General features: G+C 62.3%; 20 protein-coding genes. 4 read left to right on the top strand and 16 right to left on the bottom strand.

The window, feature by feature from the left end:
* Positions 1-69: 69 nt before the first annotated feature.
* The 3 genes from BN1800_RS16350 (at position 70) to trmFO (ending at position 3,858) form a co-directional block, all read left to right on the top strand.
* Entirely contained in the window at positions 70-561 is a 492-nt protein-coding gene (locus tag BN1800_RS16350) for a hypothetical protein (protein WP_027509321.1), read from the top strand.
* A gap of 129 nt (positions 562-690) precedes the next feature.
* A complete protein-coding gene (locus BN1800_RS16345; RefSeq protein WP_086999421.1) occupies positions 691-2,364 on the top strand; it encodes a GNAT family N-acetyltransferase in 1,674 nt (557 codons plus the stop codon).
* 60 nt (positions 2,365-2,424) lie between these two features.
* Positions 2,425-3,858, top strand: coding sequence for a methylenetetrahydrofolate--tRNA-(uracil(54)-C(5))-methyltransferase (FADH(2)-oxidizing) TrmFO (trmFO, locus tag BN1800_RS16340; RefSeq protein WP_027509320.1), 1,434 nt, complete (start codon positions 2,425-2,427; stop codon positions 3,856-3,858).
* Positions 3,859-3,861: 3 nt separating this feature from the next.
* Here the strand turns inward: trmFO and BN1800_RS16335 are convergent, their stop codons facing one another.
* From BN1800_RS16335 to yajC, 5 genes are all read right to left on the bottom strand, one after another.
* Positions 3,862-4,332 carry a hypothetical protein gene (locus BN1800_RS16335; RefSeq protein WP_086999419.1) on the bottom strand — a complete coding sequence of 157 codons (471 nt, stop codon included), beginning with the start codon at positions 4,330-4,332 and terminating at the stop codon, positions 3,862-3,864.
* Positions 4,333-4,404: 72 nt separating this feature from the next.
* Complete coding sequence (locus BN1800_RS16330) at positions 4,405-5,256, bottom strand: phytoene/squalene synthase family protein (protein WP_027509318.1); 852 nt, start codon at positions 5,254-5,256, stop codon at positions 4,405-4,407.
* 2 nt (positions 5,257-5,258) lie between these two features.
* Entirely contained in the window at positions 5,259-5,645 is a 387-nt protein-coding gene (locus tag BN1800_RS16325) for an Mth938-like domain-containing protein (protein ID WP_086999417.1), read from the bottom strand.
* Positions 5,646-5,648: 3 nt separating this feature from the next.
* Complete coding sequence (gene secDF, locus BN1800_RS16320; protein ID WP_086999415.1) at positions 5,649-8,180, bottom strand: protein translocase subunit SecDF; 2,532 nt, start codon at positions 8,178-8,180, stop codon at positions 5,649-5,651.
* Positions 8,181-8,223: 43 nt separating this feature from the next.
* Positions 8,224-8,571: a preprotein translocase subunit YajC gene (gene yajC, locus BN1800_RS16315; protein ID WP_086999413.1), complete on the bottom strand. Its 348-nt coding sequence runs from the start codon at positions 8,569-8,571 to the stop codon at positions 8,224-8,226.
* 210 nt (positions 8,572-8,781) lie between these two features.
* Between yajC and BN1800_RS16310 the strand changes: the two genes are divergently transcribed.
* Entirely contained in the window at positions 8,782-9,654 is an 873-nt protein-coding gene (locus BN1800_RS16310) for an ATP-binding protein (RefSeq protein ID WP_027509315.1), read from the top strand.
* Positions 9,655-9,729: 75 nt separating this feature from the next.
* Here BN1800_RS16310 and BN1800_RS16305 read toward each other — a convergent pair whose 3' ends face one another.
* The 11 genes from BN1800_RS16305 to BN1800_RS16255 all read right to left on the bottom strand — a co-directional run bounded on the left by BN1800_RS16305 (position 9,730) and on the right by BN1800_RS16255 (position 21,923).
* Positions 9,730-11,322: a peptidoglycan DD-metalloendopeptidase family protein gene (locus tag BN1800_RS16305; RefSeq protein ID WP_027509314.1), complete on the bottom strand. Its 1,593-nt coding sequence runs from the start codon at positions 11,320-11,322 to the stop codon at positions 9,730-9,732.
* Positions 11,323-11,494: 172 nt separating this feature from the next.
* On the bottom strand, positions 11,495-12,148 hold the full coding sequence (locus tag BN1800_RS16300; RefSeq protein ID WP_086999411.1) for a protein-L-isoaspartate(D-aspartate) O-methyltransferase: 654 nt from the start codon (positions 12,146-12,148) through the stop codon (positions 11,495-11,497).
* A 6-nt stretch (positions 12,149-12,154) separates the two neighbouring features.
* Complete coding sequence (gene surE, locus BN1800_RS16295; RefSeq protein ID WP_027509312.1) at positions 12,155-12,922, bottom strand: 5'/3'-nucleotidase SurE; 768 nt, start codon at positions 12,920-12,922, stop codon at positions 12,155-12,157.
* Between the two features lie 4 nt (positions 12,923-12,926).
* Positions 12,927-14,210: a serine--tRNA ligase gene (gene serS / locus BN1800_RS16290; protein WP_086999409.1), complete on the bottom strand. Its 1,284-nt coding sequence runs from the start codon at positions 14,208-14,210 to the stop codon at positions 12,927-12,929.
* Between the two features lie 101 nt (positions 14,211-14,311).
* A complete protein-coding gene (gene tatC, locus BN1800_RS16285) occupies positions 14,312-15,139 on the bottom strand; it encodes a twin-arginine translocase subunit TatC (protein WP_027509310.1) in 828 nt (275 codons plus the stop codon).
* The gene (gene tatB, locus BN1800_RS16280) at positions 15,136-15,762 is read right to left on the bottom strand and encodes a Sec-independent protein translocase protein TatB (RefSeq protein WP_086999407.1); all 627 of its coding nucleotides are present in this window, start codon (positions 15,760-15,762) and stop codon (positions 15,136-15,138) included. Before tatB ends, tatC begins: the two co-directional genes overlap by 4 nt.
* Positions 15,763-15,811: 49 nt before the next feature.
* Entirely contained in the window at positions 15,812-16,003 is a 192-nt protein-coding gene (locus BN1800_RS16275) for a twin-arginine translocase TatA/TatE family subunit (protein ID WP_027509308.1), read from the bottom strand.
* A 188-nt stretch (positions 16,004-16,191) separates the two neighbouring features.
* Positions 16,192-16,905: an SMC-Scp complex subunit ScpB gene (gene scpB / locus BN1800_RS16270; protein WP_051336513.1), complete on the bottom strand. Its 714-nt coding sequence runs from the start codon at positions 16,903-16,905 to the stop codon at positions 16,192-16,194.
* Positions 16,905-17,762 carry a segregation and condensation protein A gene (locus BN1800_RS16265; RefSeq protein WP_027509306.1) on the bottom strand — a complete coding sequence of 286 codons (858 nt, stop codon included), beginning with the start codon at positions 17,760-17,762 and terminating at the stop codon, positions 16,905-16,907. Before BN1800_RS16265 ends, scpB begins: the two co-directional genes overlap by 1 nt.
* Positions 17,763-17,782: 20 nt before the next feature.
* Complete coding sequence (nagZ, locus tag BN1800_RS16260) at positions 17,783-18,796, bottom strand: beta-N-acetylhexosaminidase (RefSeq protein ID WP_086999517.1); 1,014 nt, start codon at positions 18,794-18,796, stop codon at positions 17,783-17,785.
* A gap of 118 nt (positions 18,797-18,914) precedes the next feature.
* Entirely contained in the window at positions 18,915-21,923 is a 3,009-nt protein-coding gene (locus tag BN1800_RS16255; RefSeq protein ID WP_086999405.1) for an SPOR domain-containing protein, read from the bottom strand.
* Between the last annotated feature and the right edge of the window lie 38 nt (positions 21,924-21,961).

Genomic DNA, 21,961 nt, shown 5'->3' with positions numbered 1-21,961 from the left:
AGAAAACAAAAGCCACCCGCTGCGATCTGAAGTATCGTTTCAGTAAAGGATCGACGGAGGGAGGCTTTCATGGCGGCGATGTCTGACGTGCTGCTGCGGGTCGGCCGCCTGAACTATGTCTGGACCAATACGGAAAGCCTGCTGATTTACATCATTGCCCATCTTCTCAAAATCGACAAGGACGCGGCGATCGTCGTGTTCCTGACGCTCAACACGACGCGGGCGAGGATCGACCTGGTCGAGCGCCTCGCCAAGCTGCATTCAACGCCCGCGGCGGACCGCAAGGCCGTTCTTCACGCGATGGCGCGCATGAAGAAGGAATCCAAGATGCGCAACAAGTATAACCACTGCATCTATTCCTTCGACGACAAGGGCCAGATCTCCAGTACACAGATGATGCGCTTCGTCGAGGATGACAAGGAAATTAGCTACGGCAAGGTCGAGCAGCTCGACGAAAAAGAGATTGCGGCACTGGAGAAATCGATCGCCGAGATCGTCTCGATTAGCCAATCGCTCTGGAACTTCATCAACGCAAGCCCGCATGTTTCCGGCGAGCTTTAGCCCCTGGCCCTACCCCCGGCGGCTAATCATATTTAGTGCAAACGTTTCATCCGAACGGCATATTTGAAGCCCCGCATTTGCCCTTAAAATGAAGCCTCCCGAATATGTATTGGGTATTGGGAGGGGACCATGCGCATTGACGTGATCGACACCGAAGCCGGCTTCGAGGCTGTCCGCGAAGAGTGGGATCGGGTCTATATGGCCGATCCTCATGCGCAACACTTCCTGTCCTGGACATGGCTGAAGTCCTATCTTTTTCATCGCAAACGTTGGTTTATTCTAGCGCTGCGCGAACGCGAAGAGCACTCGCCTTACGTCGCGTTCTTTCCGCTGCGTATCACGACCCAGCATGATCAGAAGAACGGCGTCTTTTTCGACGAGATCATCATGGCCGGCAATTTCTCGGCCGACTATACCGGCTTCCTCGCGCAGCCGGACTATGAGCGGCACGCGATCGCCGGATTTGCCGCCTATCTGAAGCGACAGAACTGGACGCATCTGAAGCTGGAATACTTCGGCGGCCCTCCGGAGCGGCGTGAAGGACTGGTCCGCGCGCTGCAGGGTCCGGAGGTGATGTTCCGCGACAGTTCTGTGCGCAATCCCGAGAACATAGACAACTGCGTCTGCCCGGTCGTCACCCTGCCATCGAGCTTCGACGACTATCTGGAACAGAAGATGAGCAGCCAGACGCGTCAGAAACTGCGGCGCTTCCTGCGCAAGGTCGAGGGCGACGATGACTATCGCATCACCATGGCGACGCCGGAAACCATCGACCGCGACCTCGATATTCTCTTCGACCTGTGGCGGACGAAATGGGTCGGACGCAAGGGCAAGGAACGCACCGAACGGCTGATCGGGGCGACGCGCCAATTGCTGATGGACAGCTTCAAGGACGGCAACCTCGATGTTCCGGTGGTGTGGTACGGCGACCGGCCGCTCGGCGCACTGGCCAACATCATCGACCGGCAGAAGAAGTCGATCCTCTTTTACATCACCGGCCGCGACGAGACCTGGAAGACGCCCTCGCCCGGCCTCATCCTGCATGGCTACTGCATTCGCCGAGCGATAGCAGACGGCTTCAAGACATATGACTTCCTGCGCGGCAACGAGCCCTACAAGTACGTGTTCGGCGCCGAAGAGCGCCGAGTCAGCTGCACATTGTTTCGCACGCGCAGCGGCCGCAATCTCGGCGACGTGATCCATCCCCGCAGCATCCGCTTCGTCTACGAGCAAGCACTGCAGATGTACCGCGACGGCGCCAAGGCCTATGCCGAAGCGGCGTTCCGGCAGCTTCTCGAAACCGTCCCCGGCCATATGGGTGCCGAATTCGGGTTGGCGAGCCTGCTGTTCGAGAAGGGCAAGCTGCACGAGGCCGAAGCCGGCTTCACGGCGCTTATCGGCCGTGTGGACGATCCGAATCCGGTCTATCTGCGTCTTGGAGACACACACCTCGCGCTTGGCAGCTACGAGGAAGCTGCAAGGACATTCAGCCGCATCATCGAGCGCTCGCCCTACGACGCGCAGGCGCACTACAAGCAAGGCGTGGCACTAGCGGCGGCCGGCCGTCAGCCGGAAGCTGCACGCGTCTTCGCCATGGTCGAGCGCTATAACTACGACAATCCAGTGCAGCGGAAATTCGCCGAGAAGGCGCGCGAGGCTCTGCGGCGGATCGTCAGCGAAACCGAACAAGCCGCAGCGGCGCCGGTTGCGGCCGCCAAACGGCAGAAGGCATCGCGACGGAACCAGACGGGCAGGGTTTCGGCAAAATTCGAGCGCGGAGCGACGGAACTGGTGCCGGCATGAGGCCTGCGCTTTTTCATGCCGGGAGTTCCCTGTTCGTGTCAGGCGTGATATCAGCCGCGCATGAACAAGACCTCCTCCTATTCCCCTATCCACGTCGTTGGCGGCGGGCTCGCCGGCTCTGAGGCCGCATGGCAGATTGCCAGCGCCGGCGTGCCGGTCATCCTGCACGAAATGCGCGGCCTGCGCGGCACGGATGCGCACAAGACCGACGGCCTTGCGGAGCTCGTCTGCTCCAATTCCTTCCGCTCCGACGATGCGACGAGCAATGCCGTCGGCGTGATCCATGCGGAAATGCGCATGGCAGGCTCGCTGATCATGGCGTGCGCGGACAAGCATCAGGTTCCGGCGGGCGGCGCGCTCGCCGTCGATCGCGACGGCTTTTCCGACGCGGTGACGAAGGCAATCCACGAGCATCCCCTCGTTACCGTCGTTCGTGAGGAAGTGACCGGGCTGCCGCCGAAGGAGTGGGATCTGGCGATCGTGGCCACCGGACCACTGACGGCGCCGTCGCTGGCTGCCGCAATCCAGGAGGAAACAGGTGCGGACGCGCTTGCCTTCTTCGATGCGATTGCGCCAATCGTCTATCGCGACAGCATCGACATGGATATCTGCTGGTATCAATCGCGCTACGATAAGGTCGGCCCGGGCGGCACCGGCAAGGACTATATCAACTGCCCGATGGACGAAGACCAGTACAGCGCCTTCGTCGACGCGCTGATTGCCGGCGATACGGTCGGTTTCAAGGAATGGGAAGGCACGCCCTATTTCGACGGCTGCCTACCGATCGAGGTAATGGCCGAACGCGGCCGCGAGACGCTGCGCCACGGCCCGATGAAGCCGATGGGACTGACCAATGCGCATAATCCATCGGTGAAGGCCTATGCTGTTGTTCAGCTGCGTCAGGACAATGCGCTCGGCACGCTCTACAACATGGTCGGTTTCCAGACGAAGCTGAAATACGGCACACAGTCGGAAATCTTCCGGATGATCCCCGGTTTGCAGAACGCCGAATTCGCCCGCCTCGGCGGCCTGCACCGCAACACCTATATCAACTCGCCAACGCTGCTCGATCCGTCGCTGACGCTGAAATCGCGACCAGGACTGCGCTTTGCCGGCCAGATCACCGGTTGCGAGGGTTATGTCGAAAGCGCCAGCGTCGGGCTGTTAGCGGGGCGTTTCGCCGCTGCCGAGCGCAAAGACGAAACGGTCTCGCTGCCACCTGCAACGACCGCCCTCGGTTCGTTGCTTGGCCATATCACCGGCGGGCATCTCGTCACCGACGAGGAACCGGGAAAGCGCTCCTTCCAGCCGATGAACATCAATTTCGGCCTGTTTCCGGAGCTGCAGCCGGGTTCGATCGTCAAGCCAGAAGGCGTTAAGCGCTTCCGCGGCAAGGACAAGACCATCCTGAAACGCCAGTTGATCGCCAAGCGCGCGCTTGGCGATTGCGCCGCATGGCTCGGCCAGAGCGCGCCTCTTGCAGAAAGCGCCTGATTTTTATTGCTTGTTGGCTGCCGGCTTTTCAGCCGGCGGCAGCGCAAGGTCTGCGTCGGCGACGTAATTGCCGAGCAGCCAGAGCGAGACTTCGGCCGCCTCCTTGGCGGAGGCGAATTCGAAGACACCGTTATGGTGCGGGTGATCGAGGAAATCGATGACCAGACCCTTGCCCGTTTCCGAACTGACGACGCGCACCCTGCCCGGCTCCAGCACATGGCAGGAGAAGTGGCGGTGCATGTTGCGCATGAAGCCCGCCTTGTTGTCATGCAGACGCACGAACACCACCTGGCCGTCGGCCGTCGCCTGAAGCTGGCGGATCGCCTCGTGCGGGAAGGCGCGGTTGAACTCTAGGATCGCGAGACCGGTGTCGTGAAAGCCTTCCTCGTCTTTGTTCCTGGCGGCCATGCGGGTCGCGACGAAGGCTAGGAGGACCACGAGGGCAAAGATGACGGACCAGACGATAAAGCTCAACGCCGTTTCTCCGATTCAGGCATAACTGTTATCCACTTATAGTGCCCGAGCCTTGCGCGAATTTGAACAGATTCAGATTTTCTTGCGCATCAGCGCCAACATCATGCCGAGCTGGCGGCGCCATTGCGGCGGTTGCAGCGATTGGTCGAAAAGCGCGGCACCGGCCTTCTGCGCCTTCACGAGCACCGGCTCAGCAAGCGTCACAGGCAGGAAGGCCGGGAAAACGGTCGGCGGGAGCGGCGCGGCACGGGCCTTTGCCAGGTGATCGCGGCCGAGGCCGGCGAAGGCCTCGATAGCGGCAGAAATGCGCGCCTTGTCCTTGCCCGCCAGAAAGCTTTCGCGGTCGAGGCCGGTGGCGCTCAGAATTTCAAGTGGAATATAGAGCTGGCCCCGGTGGCGGTGCAGCGGCATCAGAAGCAACGCGCCGGCGACGGCCTGCGCGACGCCGGCATGGCCTGCGGCTTCGGTAGATTTCGCCGCCTCCTCCGCCGACAGGACGAGGCTTGCCAGCTGGATCAGAGCGGACGCCGTTTCACCGGCATAGCCTTCGAGCGAGGTGCGGGTTTCCATCGGATCGTCGTAGAGATCGAAGATGCGCGCATCGATCATGTTGACGAGTGTCTGACGCGGCAGGCGGTGGGCTTCGATCGCGCTCAGCAAGGATGCGGCAACAGGATTAGCCTCGGTCGAGCCGTGGGCGCTGCCCTCCAACAGATCGCGCCAGTATTGCATGCGGACCTCGCCGGGCAGCGGCTCGTGCACGAGATCGCGGATGCGGGCGAGTTCGGCATTGAAGGTGTAAAGGGCGGCGAGCGCGCCGCGCTTGTCCTCCGAGGACAGTAGGCAGGCGAGATAGCGGTCGCGATCACTGTCGCGCAGCATCGCCAGGCAAATCTCCTGGTTGCTCATCGGCTGTTCCGTCATCGTCAGACCGCAATCAGGGCGGCCGCAACGGCGCGGGATTCCGCGAGCATGATGTTGAAGGTGCGGACGGCAGCACCCGTGCTCATCGGGTCAGAGGAGATGCCGCGGACCTTCAGTGCATGCTTCAGCTCCGACGGCAGGCGGCGAAGTTCGGTGCCGGTCCCGACCAGCAGAACCTCGATATCGCCCGCCTCGTCCAGCACCCTCTGAAAATTATCGACGGAGAGCGGCTTCGACGTATCCATCTCCCAGCCGTAGATACCGGATGGAAGGCAGAGGATGGAGCCGCGATGCGACATATCGGCAAAGCGGAAGCCGCCATTGCCGTACGTGTCGACCGGAGCGCGGCCGGGGAAATGGGCCTCGCGGATTTCAATTCCTTTCGCCATGGCTTACACTGTGGCCTTTCCGGATTTTTCATCGGTGGCGCCATCCTCGTTGTCGTCGAAGGCCTTCGGGCGAAGGCGGAAGAGGATCAGTACCGGTGCAGCTATATAGATGGAGGAGAAGGTGCCGACGGCAACGCCGAAAAGCATGACGAGCGCGAAGGAGCGGATGACCTCGCCCCCGAAAAGATAGAGAGCGAGCAGCGCAAGAAGTGTCGTGGCCGCGGTCAGGATCGTGCGCGACAGCGTCTGGTTGATCGAGGCGTCGATCAGGATTGGCAGCGGCATGCGCGCATAGCGCCTCAGGTTTTCGCGCATGCGGTCGTAAACGACCACCGTATCGTTCAGCGAATAGCCGACGATCACGAGCAATGCGGCGACGCTCGTCAAATTGAACTCGATGCCGGTGACAACGAAGAAACCGAGCGTCAGAATGACGTCGTGCAACGTCGCGATGATGGCGCCGATGGCGAACTGCCATTCGAAGCGGAACCAGATGTAGATGAGGATCGCGGCGAGCGAGGCAAGGATGCCGAGCGTCGCCGTCTTCGTCAGCTCGCCAGAAACCGCGGGGCCGACAGTTTCGACGCGTCGGAAATCATACTGGTCCGCAAGCTCGCTCCGCACAAGCGTGATTGCCGACTGTTCGGCATTTTCGCCGCCGCCTTGGGCTTCAATGCGGATGATGGCGTTTGAGGCATCGCGGAGGCGCCTGGTCTGGACGTCGCCGATATTGAGTTCGCCCAGCCGCACGCGGATGTCATCGAGATCGGCCGGCCCCTGCTTCGACCTCACTTCGATGACGGAGCCGCCGGTGAAATCGATGCCGAGTTTCATGCCGATCGCCGTTACCGCCAGCATAGAGACGAGCGAAAGGGCCGCAAGCGCGGTGAAGCTGTAGCGGCGGATGCCCATGAAGCGGATGTTCGTGCCGTCGAAGAGATCGGTATGGACGCTCTTCGGCAGATGCTTGAGGCGACGGTGGCGCACCCAGGCAACGACCAGCGGGCGCGTGAAGACGAAAGCAGTGAAAGCCGTCGTTAGAATGCCGATCGCAAGCGTGACCGCAAAACCGCGGATGGCATCGCTTCCGAGATAGAAGAGGATCGCGGCGGCAATCAAGGTCGTGATATTGGCATCGACGACGGTCATAAAGGCTCTCGAATAGCCCACACCGATCGCCTGATCGAGATGCATGCCGCCTTTTACCTCTTCGCGCATGCGCTCGTAGATCAGAACGGTGGCATCGACCGCAATGCCGATCGTCAGCACGATGCCGGCAACACCCGGCAAGGTCAGCGGCGCTCCGAACAGGCTGAGAACGGCAAGGATCATCATGATGTTGACGACAAGCGCGGCGCCGGCAATCACACCGAGCACGCCGTAGAGCGCCACCATCAGGCCGATCACCAGAACGGCGCCGACGCCCCCTGCGACGAGACCGGAGCGGATCGAGCCGGCGCCGAGGCCGGGATCGATCGTCCGTTCCTCGACGATCGTCAGCGTGACGGGAAGCGCGCCGGAGCGCAGTATCGCGGCAAGATCTTCAGTCTCCTCCGGAGAATAGTTAAGCGCTATCTGTCCTCTATCGCCCGTGACCGGTTCGCGGATATCAGACGTGGCAATGACCTGATCGTCCAACAGGACTGCGAACGACCGCCCCACATTCTTTCGCGTCAGCTCGCCAAACCGCCTGGCACTCTCGGGATTGAAGCGAAAGGTCAGGATGGAGCTGTCTTCGTCGTTGCCAGGCTTGACCTGGAAATCGCCGAGATCAGCCGACGACAGCACTTCAGCGCGCTCGACAAGGTAGACGTCCGGCGGATCGTCCGGCGAATAGACGATCCGCGAGCGCGACGGTACCGTGCCGCGCATCGCATCCTGCGGCGACACACTGCTATCAATCAAGTGGAAGGAGAGCCGGCCATCCTGGCTCAAGAGATCCTTGAACCGCTGCGAGTCGGCGAGACCCGGCACCTGGACGGATAATCGATCAGCGCCGCGGGTTTCGATGACGGGATCGATCCCGCCCGCTTCGACGGCGCGGCGGCCGACGATCTCGACGGATTGCGTGAGGGTCGCCGACAGGCTGCGGTCGATCGCTTTGCCGGTGATCTGCAGCGTCAGCTGGCCGTCATTGCCTTTCGAGAGCGTGACTTCGGGATCCGGGGCGCCGGCGGCCGGTGCCGTCACCGGGGTCAGAATGGTGACGGCGCGATCGACCTCACTCGGATCGGTGATGCGGACCTGAATGGTCTGCCCGGTGCCGGCCAGCCCGGTATAGCGAATTCCGGCTTCGCGCAGCCTGCCGCGCACGCTCGCAACCGTGCTTTCGAGCCGCTCCCTAACGATATCGGAGCGCTCCGCCTTCAGCACGATATGCGAGCCGCCCTGAAGATCGAGGCCGAGGGCCACCCGCTTGTGCGGCAGCCAGCTTGGCAGCGAGGCGTCCGTGAAAAGATTTGGGGCGGCGCAGAGCGCCGCCACAAAGACAATGAGCCAGATCAGAACTGTTTTCCAACTCGAAAAATGGAGCATTTCAGTCTCGACACCTCTGATCCGGCTGCTCTGCCTGCCGGAATTACGCGGCGTCTGCTTTTACGGGCTCGCCCTTCACGCGAACGTCTGCGATACCGCTACGGACCACGCGGACGCGCACGCCTTCAGCGATTTCGACTTCCAATTCCTTGTCGTCGACGACCTTGGTCACCTTGCCGACGAGGCCGCCGGCCGTGACCACCTGGTCACCGCGGCGGATCGCGCTCAGCGCTTCTGCACGCTTCTTGGCCTGGGCGCGCTGCGGACGGATCAGCAGGAAGTACCAGACGACCATCAGTGGCACGAACAGGATGATCATTTCGAAGCCGGAGCCGAATGGCGACGCAGCGGCATCCGGTGCGGCCTGGGCAAATGCCGGGGTGATGAACATTGATAGGCTCCTCAACTACGGGCGGCGTATATCCGCCTCTCTTTTTCGGGTGGCCGGACTATAGTTGCGGCAAGGATGAATGCAACAAAAACAGCCTGCGGGCGTACCGATTCCCCTGTCTCATAACCTTTCCGCTTTGGAAAGGCCATGCTACTCCGCATCGAAAATTTTGGCGCGGACGCCGCGGCAGGAAATTCAGGAGGACATGCGATGGCCGAAGAATTGAACAGCGTCATTTTGCAGGAGCTGCGGCGGCTTGCCGACGCGGTCGAGCGGTTGGCGGGTCCGGCACCCGGCCCCAACGACTGGAATGCCGCCGACTGTTTCGTTTGGTCGCCCGCCCGCACGCACCTGCAGCCCGTCGCACGGCCGAACCGTGTGGCCTTGAAACTCATCCGTGGCGTCGACCATGTGCGCGACATCCTGCACGAGAATACAGTGCGTTTTGCCGACGGGTTTGCTGCCAACAACGTGCTGCTCTGGGGTGCGCGCGGCATGGGCAAGTCGTCGTTGGTCAAGGCGGTCCATGAAGACGTTCGCCAGGAAAGCGGCGTTTCGCTGAAGCTCGTGGAGGTGCATCGCGAAGACATTGCGAGCCTGCCGACGCTGCTCGATATCCTGAAGGAGGCGCCGCATCGCGTCATCGTTTTCTGCGACGACCTTTCCTTCGACCATGACGATACCGCCTACAAGTCACTGAAGGCAGCGCTCGACGGCGGCATCGAAGGCCGGCCGGACAACGTGCTTTTCTACGCCACCTCCAACCGCCGCCACTTGCTGCCGCGCCACATGATGGAGAACGAGCAGTCGACCGCCATCAATCCATCCGAGGCCGTCGAAGAGAAGGTATCGCTTTCCGACCGTTTCGGTCTCTGGCTCGGCTTCCACAAATGTAGCCAGGAAGACTACCTCACAATGATCGACGGCTATGCCGAGCATTTCAAGCTGACACTCGACCGCGAGAAGATGCATGCTGAAGCGCTGGAATGGGCGACCACGCGCGGTGCGCGCTCCGGCCGCGTCGCATGGCAGTATATCCAGGATCTTGCAGGGCGCATGCGGATCGCTCTCGCCCGCAGCTAAACAGGCTATAGCCAGTGCAAAACGACAAAAGCCCGGCGGTCGGCCGGGCTTTTGCACTTCCCCGAGACGCTTTACCTATTCGAGGAAGGTGATCGGATTGACCGGCGAGGCGTCCTTGCGGACTTCGAAGTGGACCTGCGGCTGCTTGACGCTGCCGCTCATGCCGGAGACGGCGACGGTTTGTCCGCGCTGGATCTTCTGGCCGCGGGCGACGCTCAGCGTGTCGGCATTGCCGTAGACGGTCACGGTGCCGTCGTCGTGGCGGATGAGAACGGTGTTGCCGAGTTCCTTCAGGCCGTTGCCCGCATAGATGACCACACCGTTTTCGGCGGCCTTGATCGGCGTGCCCTGCGGCACCGAGATGTCGATACCATCGTTGCGGCTGCCGTTGACGTTTGCGCCATAGGCCGCGATGACGGCCCCGCGGACCGGCCAACGATATTTGCCGATGCCGGTCGATTCCGGGGCGGCTGAGGCGACGTCGGACTTCTTCTGGACTTCATCGACGGTCTGCGTTGCAACCGGCGGCTGGTAGGAGGCCGGCTGAGCGGAGGCCGTTTCAACTGCGGCAGGGGACGCAGGCTTCGGTTCGGCCTTGGCCGGAATGGACGCAGTCTTCGTCTGATCGGCGGAAGCGGAGCCGTTCGGGATCGTCAGCGTCTGGCCGATGCGGATGGAGGTTGCCGAGAGATTATTCGCAGCCTTGATGTCGTCGATTTTCGTGCCAGTCGCCCTGGCAATCTTGGCGAGAGAATCGCCCGGCTTGACCGTGTAAGTGCCGCCGCCTGCTTTCGGATCCTTTCCGGCACCGGCCGCAATCTTGCCCGCGGCAGCATCTGTGCTTGCCTGCGACTTGTCGCGAGCAGCGTTCGCAGCCGGCAGTACCGCGAGGTTCTGGTCCGGCGTCTTCGACGGCTGCGGAAGCTTGCCACTCTTGGAAATGTCGGCGGCCTGCGCCGAAGCCTTGGCCGCATTCCTGCCGCCGTTGAAGGTCGGGATGAGGATCGTTTCGCCCGGCTTGATGGCAGCGGCCGACTTCATGTTGTTGACGCGAAGGATTTCCTTTTCGGGAACGCCGTAGCGGTTGGCGAGGGTCGTCAGATTTTCGCCCGGACGAACCAGGACGGAAGGCGCATTAGCGGCGGACCAGCCAGAAACCTTCGGCGTCGTGCCTGTCGTCATCTGATCGGGTGCAGCCAGCTTCGGAGCGGCCTGCATCTGGCGCGGAGCCTGCGATCCCGAGGACGACGCAGGGAACGCCTGCGCCATCGCGACCTGCTTTTCACGCGACGGCATCGAGGATGCGCCCGCCGGCGCCGCAAGTTCGGTGCGCTGGACGGAAACCGGAGCGGAGGCAAGGCGCGCGCTGGAGCGGGTCGTTGCGGTTGTCGCCGGATAAGGCTGATTCAATGCATTATTGCTGGCATTGTATGAGGGTTGCGCCATTCCGGACTGAAGATCGGCGCTCGGGACAGGATCGCCCTGTGAGCCACTCATGTTCCGCCTCGGCACAGAACCGGTCGTCATCTGATCTTGACCCGACCCGGCAAAGAGGCCGCCGAAGCGGGTCACATCCGAACTGCAGCCCGTAGCGGCGCTTGCCAACAAGGCAACAAACAAGATATTGCCGGCCGGCTTTCCGAACTTTGGCGAAACGCTAAAACGCATGACTCGACCCACTCATAACTCAACCATTCGTGGGCATATTAAAGCGCGTTAGTGTTACCACCCGGTTAAAGCGCTGGAATCAGTGCGATTTTTTTGAGGAATTGATAACCATAGTTTTGCGGGTGAGAAATCGCAGACGCCCGACACCCGGAAAATGCCGAGGGAATGCCCGTCAGAGCTGGGAAGCCAGTCTCGGCACGATCGACAGATAGGGCACGTCGAAAAGCTCTTCGCGCTCGAAACGGCTGCCGGTCTTCGTCAGCCGCACCATGCGGCACTGGTCCTCGGACATCATCAGCGGTGCGATCATCGAACCGCCGGAGACGAGCTGGTCCGCATAAAAGCGCGGCATGGAATTGAAAGCGGCTGTAACAAGGATGCGGTCGAAAGTCCCCTCGCCCTGCAGGCCATTGCTGCCGTCGGCCTGGCGGACGATGACGCTGCGAAGGCCGAGCTGATCCATGCGGCGCTGCGCATTGGCCGTCAGCGTCTTGTAGCGGTCGATCGTCAAAACGCGCTCGGCAATGCGGCCGATGACAGCTGCGGTGAAACCACTGCCGGTACCCACTTCCAGCACACGCTGGCCGGGCTTCACCTTCAAAAGATAAAGGATACGGACAGCGAGATCGACGCCCTCCAGGAACGAGCCGCACTCGATCGGGATCGTCCGGGTGGAATAGGCATCGTCGGCAAATTGCGGCGGCACGAAGAGCGTGCGCGGCGTCTGCTCGACGGCGGTCAGGAGGTCGATGTCCGATATCCCCTCCGCCCGCAGCCTCAGGACAAGTGCTGCAAAACCTTCCTTCTCGACCAGCCGTGCCGTCAAAATGTCCTACTCCGTACCAGAAAGCGCCCGCACCACGCGGTCCTTCACGGAATAATCGGTCAGATCCAGTTTCAAAGGTGTTACCGAAATCTTATTATGCTTCAGCGCGTGAATATCGGTGCCCTCGGTAAAGGCGCCGGCACGCTCGCCGAACTTCAGCCAGTAATAGGGCAAGCCGCGGCCGTCGGAGCGCGCGTCGACCTGCAGGTTGAAGGCAAGCTTGCCCTGGGCGGTGACTTCGGCGCCCTGCACCTCATCCGGACGGCAGTTCGGGAAATTGAGGTTGAGGAAGGTGCCTTCAGGCAAGTCAACCTTCATCAGCCTGTCAAGCAGCGCCGGCGCGTGAACCTCGGCGACTTCCCACGGCACGATGCGCGCGCCGTCTGAATAAGTGTAGGCCTGGCTCAGCGCGAAGGAACGCACGCCCTGCATCGTGCCTTCGATGGCGCCGGCGATGGTGCCGGAATAGGTGACGTCGTCGGCGACGTTCGAGCCGGAATTGACGCCAGAAAGCACGAGGTCAGGCTTGATGTCCATCACCTGCTTGATGCCCATGATGACGCAATCGGTCGGCGTACCGCGCAGCGCAAAATGCTTGTCGGCCACCTGACGCAGGCGAAGCGGCTCGGAAAGGCTCAGCGAATGCGCCAGGCCGCTCTGATCCGTTTCCGGCGCGACGATCCAGACGTCGTCGGAAAGGGTACGCGCAATCCGCTCAAGTGCCGCGAGACCTTCGGCGTGGATGCCGTCGTCATTGGTGAGCAGAATGCGCATCGCCTCAGGCCGCCCGTTCGATCTTCGTCAATCCGCCCATATAGGGCAGCAGCGCGTCGGGGATAGTGACCGACCCATCCTCATTCAGGTAGTTTTCGAGAACTGCGATCAGGCAGCGGCCGACAGCAGTGCCGGAGCCGTTCAGCGTGTGAACGAACTTCGTGCTCCTATCGTCCTTGCCGCGATAGCGCGCATTCATGCGCCGCGCCTGGAAATCGCCGCAGACCGAACAGGACGAGATTTCGCGGTAGGCGTTCTGTCCCGGCAGCCAAACTTCGATATCGTAGGTCTTGCGCGAACCGAAGCCCATGTCGCCGGTGCAGAGCGTCATCGTGCGGAAATGCAGGCCGAGGCGCTTGAGAACTTCCTCGGCGCAGGCTGTCATGCGTTCGTGCTCGGCGAGCGAGCTCTCGGCATCGGTGATCGACACGAGTTCGCATTTCCAGAACTGGTGCTGGCGCAGCATGCCGCGCGTATCGCGCCCAGCCGAACCGGCTTCCGAGCGGAAGGACGGGGTCAGCGCGGTGAAACGGAGCGGTAGCTTTTCCTGCTCGAGAATCTCACCCGAGACAAGATTGGTTAGCGTTACTTCAGCCGTCGGGATCAGCCAGCGGCCGTCCGTCGTCCTGAAGAGGTCTTCCGCGAATTTCGGCAGTTGTGCCGTGCCGAACACCGCCTCGTCACGCACCATCAGCGGCGAACTGACTTCGGTATAGCCGTGCTCGCTCGTATGGAGGTCGATCATGAACTGGCCGAGCGCCCGTTCGAGGCGGGCCAGCGCGCCGGTCAGCACCGTGAAGCGTGAACCGGAAAGCTTGGCGGCGCGCTCGAAATCCATGTAGCCAAGCGCCTCGCCGATTTCGAAGTGTTCCTTCGGCGTGTGGTTCCAGCGCGGCTTTTCGCCGATCGTGCGAGCGATGACGTTGTCGTGCTCGTCCTCGCCGACTGGGACGTCGTCGAGCGGAATGTTGGGAATACGCGCCAGGGCGTCGTTGAGCTCGGCCGTCAGCTGGCGGTCGTCCTCTTCGGCGGCCGGCAGCGAAACCTTCATTTCGGCGACTTCGGCCTTCAGCTTTTCGGAAAGCTCGCCGTTCTTCTGCGCCATCGCCGCGCCGATCTCCTTGGAGGCGGCGTTGCGGCGGGATTGCAGGTCCTGCACCTTCTGCACGGCGGAGCGGCGCTTCTCGTCGAGAGCTATGAGGCTTTGGGCCAGGGGCTCCGCACCGCGCTTGGCAAGTGCTTCATCGAGCGCCTCGGGATTCTCACGGATCCATTTGATATCGAGCATTGTCGTTCCGGGTCGTTACGAAGGACATGACCCGGCCAAAGCCTGACCGGGCCTCGACCGGATATTCTGCATGCGTTCAGGAGAGAATTTCGGAGAACCGTTCAGACGCTGTCCGTCTTGGCAACGTCCGCAGACCCGTCCGCCTCTTCGACCGCCTGCCGGGAACGCTGGCGCTCCACGAGTCGCGCAGCGTAGATGGCAATCTCGTAGAGAAGGATCGTCGGCAGTGCAAGGCCGATCTGGGACAACGGATCGGGCGGCGTCAGCACGGCGGCCACGACGAAAGCGAGCACGATCGCAAACTTGCGCTTCTCGGCGAGCCACTGCGACGTGAGCAGGCCGACGCGGGCAAGCAGCGTCGTGACGACCGGAAGCTGGAAGACGAGGCCGAAGGAGAAGACGAGCGTCATGATGAGGCTCAGATATTCCGAGACCTTCGGCAGCAGCGAGATTGCGACATCGCCCTCTCCCGGCGCCTGCTGCATAGTCAGGAAGAACCACATGACCATCGGCGTGAAGAAGAAATAAACAAGCGATGCACCCAGCAGAAACAGGACCGGCGAAGCGATCAGGAACGGCAGGAAGGCCGCACGCTCGTTCTTGTAGAGGCCGGGGGCGACGAACTTGTAGACCTGCGCGGCAATGATCGGGAAGGCGATCACAAGGCCGCCGAACATCGCGACCTTTACCTGAGTGAAGAAGAATTCCTGCGGCGCGGTATAGATGAGCTGCGCCTTCGTCACATCGAGACCGGCCCAGATGACTGCCCATTTGTAAGGGTAGACCAAGGCGTTGAAGAGATGTTTGGCGAAGATGAAGCAGGCGATGAAGGCGACAAAGAACGCGCCGATTGCCCAGATCAGCCGCGTGCGCAGCTCCATCAGGTGCTCGATCAACGGCTGCGGCTTGTCTTCAATGTCACCGCTCATGCCTCGTCCTTCTTCTTGGTCGCCGTCTTCTTCGAAGCGGCCGCAGTCTTCTCTGCCGGAGCAGGTTTGGCCGGCCCAGCCTTTGTTGCTGCGGCCGCGACGGTCTTTGCAGCAGCCGCGCGCTTCGGCTTTGCAGCGGGAGCGGCGGCAATTGCAGCCGCAGGCGGCGCCTTCCCGGCGGCAGCGCGCGGCTTGCGCGCGGCCTTCGGCTTTTCGACAACAGTGGGTTCCGGCGCCGGCGCGACGACAGGCGGCGTTTCCGGCAGGCTCATCGACGGCTCCGGCACGCTGACCGGCGGCGCTTCGGTCTTGTTTTCGACTGCCGTTGCCTTCTGCAGGTCAGCCTTGATGTCGTTGCCCATCTGGCGAAGCGGGTTCATCGCCTCGCGCAGGCTGTTTGCCGGATTAAGGCGCTGCGCATCGCTGATCGTCTGGCGTACATCGTCAAGGTCCGCTTCGCGCAGCGCCTCGTCGAACTGGGCGCGGAATTCGCCCGCGACCTTCCGGGCACGCTGCGTCATCTTGCCGAAAGCGCGCAGCATCGGCGGCAGATCCTTCGGACCGACAACGACGATCAACACGACCGCGATGACAAGCAGCTCGGTCCAGCCAATATCGAACATTCAAGGCTCCTGGGGGAAGCGGGGCAAAAGCCGCCCGTTCCCGGGCGTGTTACTTCGTTTCGTCGGCCTTGTGATCGACGGTCTTTGCTGTGTCCGGCGTTTCGTCTTCGTTGATGCCTTTCTTGAAGCTCTTGATGCCCTTGGCAACGTCGCTCATAAGCTCCGGAATCTTACCGCGGCCGAACAGCAACAGCACGATGACCAGAACGATCAACCAGTGCCACATACTAAAAGAACCCATTTACGCATACTCCCTGTTGCGATCTTCCTTCGATGTAAGAGCTTCCGACATCGTTTCCAACATCAAAACTCCCCTCGGATTGACGCTTAATGTCACGGGTTCGCCCATAATGACAAGCCGTCCGGGTATCGAATTATAGTGATCTCTATTGTTTTCGCCGTCGGTGTCAAAACAAAGACCGGATCACACTAATCTTCGGAGGCGCCGCGCGGGGCGAGAAGGCCCAATTCCTCAAGGTCCATCTGCGTGATCGGATCCTCGTCCTCGGTCAGTTCGTCGCTCATCAAGGGCGATGGGATATTGAAATTTGCAGGGATGCGGCCGGAAAGAAGGCCGGCACCCTTCAGCTCCTCGATTCCGGGCAGGTCGCGAAGTTCCTCGAGGCCGAAATGATCGAGGAAATCGCGGGTCGTGCCGAGCGTCACGGGCCGGCCGGGCGTGCGGCGGCGGCCGCGGAAACGCACCCAGCCTGCTTCCATCAGCACGTCCAGCGTGCCGCGTGAGGTCTGCACGCCGCGGATATCTTCGATTTCGGCACGGGTCACCGGCTGGTGATAGGCGATGATCGCCAGCACCTCGAGGGCCGCGCGCGATAGCTTCTTGACCTCGTTCTCGTCGCGGCGGATGACGAAGGAGAGATCGGCTGCGGTGCGGAATGCCCAGGCGTCATCGACCTGGACGAGGTTGACGCCGCGCGGCGCATATTGCTCCTTGATCCGGAGCATGACGGCGCGGACGTTGAAATTCCCCGGCAGACGATCGGCGATGAAAGCTTCGGAAACCGGTTGCGCGGAGGCGAAGACCAGAGCCTCCGCGATGCGCTCGGCCTCCATTTCCGCCTGGAAATTTTGCCGGGAAGCGCCCTCGCCTTCGTCGCGGCCAATATAGTCTCTGGAATCCATCAAGCGGACCCCTCCTGCTCGACGACCTGCAGGGTCGCATGTTTCGGTCCCCGGCGCAGATAGAGCGGCTCGAAGGCAGCGTCCTGGCGGATCTCCAGCTTGCCCTCGCGCACGAGTTCAAGCGAGGCGGCAAAGGCACTGGCGATTGCCGTGACGCGCTCGTCCGGCGATGCCATATACCGTAGCAGATAATGTTCCAGCGCCGTCCAGCCGCTGACCTCCCCAATCATGCGCGTCAGCAGGTCGCGGGCATCGGTCAGGGACCAGACGGTGCGGCGCGCAATCGTGACCTGGGTCACGGCCTGGCGCTGGCGCAGCGACGCGTAGGCGGTCAAAAGGTCGTAAAGGCTTGCCTCGTAAGCGGATTTTTGTCTGTCTGGAATATGCTCCGGCGCGCCGCGGGCAAAGATATCGCGGCCGAGACGATTGCGGTTGACGAGCCCGCTTGCAGCCTCGCGCATCGCTTCGAGGCGCTTCAGGCGGAAGGCAAGCGTTGCGGCCATCTCCTCGCCGGTGGGACCATCGTCCTTAACCTGCTGCGGGATCAGCAGCCGGGACTTGAGATAGGCGAGCCACGCCGCCATCACGAGATAGTCAGCGGCAAGCTCGATGCGGATTCGGCGGGCAGTTTCGATGAACTGGAGATACTGCTCGGCAAGCGCCAGCACAGAGATGCGCGAAAGATCGACCTTCTGATTGCGGGCGAGGTAAAGGAGGAGGTCGAGCGGACCTTCGAAGCCGGCGACGTCGATCACCAGCGCCGGCTCATGGCTGGCGCGTTCGGCGCCGTTGTCCTGCCAAAGCTTCTCCATCGGCGTTGCCGCCTGTGTCCGCTCTGTGCCCTTGACCGTGTTCACCGCTGCCTCTCTTCCATCGCTCAGACGGCTGCGAACATGCCGTCGAATTCGGCGCGGATCGCCGCCTCGTCTGCCTGATCAGCGTCGGGGAAGCCCGCCAGCACGGCATTCGCGCGCTCCAGCGAGGCGCCCGCCAATACCGGCGTATTTGCCACGACCTGCTGCATCTCGTCCATATGCCCGTTGCAATGCAGCACGATATCGCATCCGCCTGCAATGATATTCGCAGCACGCTCACCGATTGTCCCGGCCAATGCGTTCATCGACGTATCGTCGGAAAGCAACAGCCCCCCGAAGCCGATGCGCTCGCGGATCACGCCGTCGATCACGTTGCGCGAGGTCGTCGCCGGATTGTCCGGATCGATCGCAGTAAAGACGACATGACAGGTCATGGCCGCAAGCTCGTCCTTCATGGCGATGAAGGGTGGGAAGTCGTGCGCTTCCAGTTCATCGCGCGAGGCGGTGACGACCGGCAGTTCGTGGTGGGAATCGGCGCGGCCGCGGCCGTGGCCCGGCATATGCTTCATCACCGGCAGCACCCCGCCCGCCTTCAGCCCCTCGGCCGCCGCGCGTCCCATATCGGCAACCGTTTTCGGATCGCCGCCATAGGCGCGGTTGCCGATGACGCTGCTGCTGCCCTCCACCGGGACGTCGAGAACAGGCAGGCAGTCGACATTGATTCCGAACTTCAAAAGATCGAACGCGTGCAGCCGCGACATCAGCCAGGTGGCGCGCAGCCCCTGCTCCCGGTCTCGCCGGTAGATATCCCCGAGCGTCTGCCCGGAGGGATAATGCGGCAGGATCGGCGGGCGGATGCGCTGCACACGGCCGCCTTCCTGATCGATCAGAACCGGCGCGTGCCAGCCGACGCTTTCACGCATTTCGGCAACCAGGTCGGCAATCTGCTGCCGCTCGGAGATATTACGCCCGAAGAGGATGAAGCCCCAAGGTCGTTCAGCCTTGTAGAAGGCCGTTTCTTCCGAGGTGAGTGACAGGCCGCTACAGCCCAGGATCATCGCTTTTGATTCGGTCATATCCGAATCATAGAGGCCTGCCGGGGAATTGCGAGTAAGGTCAAGCGCCATTCACAGGAAAGCAGCGCATAAAAAACGGCGGGACGTGCCCGCCGCTCTGGATCGAACGGTCAACCGCTTACTTCGAAATCAGGCAGCTTCCGCCGGCTGAGCGATATTGCTCGCAAAGGGCTGCGGCCTCGTCCTTGGAGCCCGCCGGGATACGGACGCGGTAGAACGTGCCCTTGCCGGCGATCTCGGCCTTGCGGATTTCAAAGCTGCGGCCGCCGAGAACGCTTGCAAACTTCTTCGACAGGTTCGCATAGGATTTGTTCGCCTCCGCTTCGGATGGCAGCGACGCGATCTGCATGCCGTACCCGCCAGCCGGTGCAGCCGGCTGCGGCTTGGCGGCGGCAGGCTCGACCGATGCGACTTCAGCCGGCTTCGGCTGCTGTTCCGCCGGGCGGACGTTGCCTTTCTCGGTCACCGTGCTGACGACATTCACCGGCTGCTCGGCAGGACGGGCCGTCGGTACCGGCGCCGTATCGGCCGGCTTTTCAGCTACCGGCGGCGTCTGGATCGGGCGGACCGGTTGATCGATTTTCGCATTTTCCGGGTTTGCAGCGGCAACCTTTTCCAAGGGAGACGTGTCCAGGCTAGTCGTAGATGGCTGCTGCGCGGCGGGCAGCGGCGCGACCGTCGTCGTTTCAACGGGCGTCGCGCGGATATCGGCGGAGGCAACCTCCCTGCTCGCCGGGAAGCTTGCGGCGGAACCGCTAGAGGCCGTCGCAGCCGCAGGCGGCTGAATGGCGGGCTCTTCAACCGGTGCGGCAGGCTCTTCGCGGGCGACCAGCGTTCCGTCCGGCTTGACGACCATCGTGCGGACCTTGCGCGGCGCAACGGCCGGCGGACGATCGCCATCCGGGCCATCATCGGCCGCAGCACCGTTCTCCGCCGTATCCTCGCTCGGCAGCAGACGCGGATCCTGCGTGTCACCGACCGGCGTGCTTGCCGGATTGTCGATGATGGGTCCGTCGTTGTCTTCCGGCAGAACTTCGGGCGTCAGCGTGCGCTGAACGACATCGACCGGCGCTTCATCGGATGAAACGAGCGCCTTCTGCTTCGGCGCCTCTGTGGCACCGGCAACGCGGTCATAGACCGCCTTGTCCTGATTCGGCACGGTCTTGCCGCCCGGATTTTCCGGAACGACCTTGACCGGCTCCTTGTCTGCCACGATCACCCGCGGTTCTCCGCCGGCGATGCCGAGGCCGCCGTCGGTCACAACCGAATAGACGCCATAGGCGCCACCGGCGAAGACAACGATCAGAGCCGCAGCCGCAAGCAGCCGCTTCATGGAACGGGCACGGCCCATGTCCTCGGCCTCAGCCGCGGATTGGATACGGACCTCGGTAGGCGCATCGGCCCGGCGAACGGGTTCGCGAACACTGCGGCGGAAATCCTCCTCAAGCGCACGCTCGAATTCGTCAGAACCACTGGCCGCCTGCGGCCGAACGGCCGCCGGCGCTGCCGCAACAACCGCTGCCGCTGCTGCAGGAGCCCAAGCGGGCGCGGCTGCAGGAGCCCAGGCAGGTGCAGCCGCAGCCGGCGCTTTTTGGGTCGACGTCTCAAAAAGGCTCGCGATTTCCGCGTCGACGTCGAAATCGAAGTCGTTCACCGGCGCAACCGGCGTCGGCTGCTCGACGGGCGGCAGCGAGGGCACATGCATCTCTTCGACGGTCTCTGGATGATGGTCGGCCTCGGTAATCATCGAGGCATCGAAGGGCAGCTCTTCCTCGGCATCGACTGCGGCCGCTTTGCTCTCCACAGCTACGGGATGCGGCGCTTCGTAAACTGAAACGGCGGCAGCATGCCCAACCGGCCGGGCGACAGCCACGGCAGAAGGCTCCATCGCAACGACAGGAGCAAGCTCCTGCGCTGTTGCAGGCTCGGCAAAATCAAGATCGGCGAGTTCGAGTTCGATGCCTTCGAGATCGAGTTCGAAATCGTGGCCGGCAAACGGATCTTCGCTATCAGCGTCCTGCCTAGCAGGTGCAGCCACATCGGGAACTTCAGCAGCAGCGGCAGGAGCAACAGCCACTGGAGCGGCGACAGACGCAGCAACAGCGGGTGTGAGGACCAGTGGCTCCCACTGTTCGAAAGGTGCCGCCTTCGGCTCCACAGGCGCAGATGCCGCCCGCTGAGGAACCGGATAACGGGAGACGTCCGCCAGCAAGTCATCGAAATCAAAGGCGATCGGCTGATCTTCGGGAGGCGCTTCAGTCAGCGCGGCATCCGCCTGTACGACGCCTTCCGTTGCGGCAGCAACCAGATCGAAGGGTTCAGCCTCAACGGAGGGCTCCATCGCAACTGGCGTCTCGACCGGCGCGAGCATTTCCTGCACTGGCGCTTCTTCCACGACCATGTCGTCATGGCGATCGAGTTCGGCGGGGAAGCCCTGCGGAGCTGCCGCTTCAAATTCCTCGGCAGGGTCAAAGGCGACCGGCTCCGCGACAGGTTCGGGCTGGACAATGGGCTGAACCTGCGCAACAGGCTCGGGAGCAGCGACCGCTTCGATAGGCGCAACCGCTTCGACGGGCGCTTCAACCGGCTCGTCACGGCGAGCTGCATGGAAGTTTGCGAGGGGCAGCTTGATGCTGGCAGCCGACCACTGCGGCGCCTTGGCAGGGGTTGCCTGCGGAATTTGAACGGTGGGGCCGCCGATCGAAAGCTCAAGCTCCTCGATCAGATCGCGGGCACCACCAAAAACGGGTTCGGACCCCTGGGGCGCGGCCCAATCGACGGCGGAAAGAACCTCGACCCCCTCCGAGGCGAGCGATGCGGCGACTGGCGGATCGACAGGCTCGGGTTCGACAATGGCGTCGGCGGCGGGATAGTCATATTCCGCGGTGGCAGGTTCGGCCGGACGATCGAGGGCCGCAAGTGGACGGGGAGCGTCGAAACGCTCGAATTCGCGAAGAAGCTCGTCCTCGAGATTGAATGCCGGTTCCTGCCGGGGCACATCCGGAACCGTATTAGCGGCTACGCGCGGCTCGAAGCCGACGATACGCGCAAGCTCAGCCAGCGGATCGCCTTCATCGAAAAGCTCCGTCTTCTTTCGCGTATCATACGCCAGTTGTTTGTCAGCCATACTCATCCCACCCGTAAACCCACGCGGTCAAATGCCAG

The organism is Rhizobium sullae, assembly GCF_900169785.1.
GTDB lineage: Bacteria > Pseudomonadota > Alphaproteobacteria > Rhizobiales > Rhizobiaceae > Rhizobium > Rhizobium sullae.
Note: the sequence above shows the minus strand (reverse complement) of the source record. Positions and strands in the feature narration are given on the sequence as shown.

What these genes read in the sequence shown, in the direction of transcription:
- BN1800_RS16350 (WP_027509321.1), top strand. Translation starts at nt 70, where the DNA reads ATGGCGGCGATGTCTGACGTGCTGCTGCGGGTCGGCCGCCTGAACTAT.
- BN1800_RS16345 (WP_086999421.1), top strand. Translation starts at nt 691, where the DNA reads ATGCGCATTGACGTGATCGACACCGAAGCCGGCTTCGAGGCTGTCCGC.
- trmFO (WP_027509320.1), top strand. Translation starts at nt 2,425, where the DNA reads ATGAACAAGACCTCCTCCTATTCCCCTATCCACGTCGTTGGCGGCGGG.
- BN1800_RS16330 (WP_027509318.1), bottom strand. Translation starts at nt 5,256, where the DNA reads ATGACGGAACAGCCGATGAGCAACCAGGAGATTTGCCTGGCGATGCTG.
- BN1800_RS16325 (WP_086999417.1), bottom strand. Translation starts at nt 5,645, where the DNA reads ATGGCGAAAGGAATTGAAATCCGCGAGGCCCATTTCCCCGGCCGCGCT.
- secDF (WP_086999415.1), bottom strand. Translation starts at nt 8,180, where the DNA reads ATGCTCCATTTTTCGAGTTGGAAAACAGTTCTGATCTGGCTCATTGTC.
- yajC (WP_086999413.1), bottom strand. Translation starts at nt 8,571, where the DNA reads ATGTTCATCACCCCGGCATTTGCCCAGGCCGCACCGGATGCCGCTGCG.
- BN1800_RS16310 (WP_027509315.1), top strand. Translation starts at nt 8,782, where the DNA reads ATGGCCGAAGAATTGAACAGCGTCATTTTGCAGGAGCTGCGGCGGCTT.
- BN1800_RS16305 (WP_027509314.1), bottom strand. Translation starts at nt 11,322, where the DNA reads ATGCGTTTTAGCGTTTCGCCAAAGTTCGGAAAGCCGGCCGGCAATATC.
- surE (WP_027509312.1), bottom strand. Translation starts at nt 12,922, where the DNA reads ATGCGCATTCTGCTCACCAATGACGACGGCATCCACGCCGAAGGTCTC.
- serS (WP_086999409.1), bottom strand. Translation starts at nt 14,210, where the DNA reads ATGCTCGATATCAAATGGATCCGTGAGAATCCCGAGGCGCTCGATGAA.
- tatC (WP_027509310.1), bottom strand. Translation starts at nt 15,139, where the DNA reads ATGAGCGGTGACATTGAAGACAAGCCGCAGCCGTTGATCGAGCACCTG.
- tatB (WP_086999407.1), bottom strand. Translation starts at nt 15,762, where the DNA reads ATGTTCGATATTGGCTGGACCGAGCTGCTTGTCATCGCGGTCGTGTTG.
- BN1800_RS16275 (WP_027509308.1), bottom strand. Translation starts at nt 16,003, where the DNA reads ATGGGTTCTTTTAGTATGTGGCACTGGTTGATCGTTCTGGTCATCGTG.
- scpB (WP_051336513.1), bottom strand. Translation starts at nt 16,905, where the DNA reads ATGGATTCCAGAGACTATATTGGCCGCGACGAAGGCGAGGGCGCTTCC.
- nagZ (WP_086999517.1), bottom strand. Translation starts at nt 18,796, where the DNA reads ATGACCGAATCAAAAGCGATGATCCTGGGCTGTAGCGGCCTGTCACTC.
- BN1800_RS16255 (WP_086999405.1), bottom strand. Translation starts at nt 21,923, where the DNA reads ATGGCTGACAAACAACTGGCGTATGATACGCGAAAGAAGACGGAGCTT.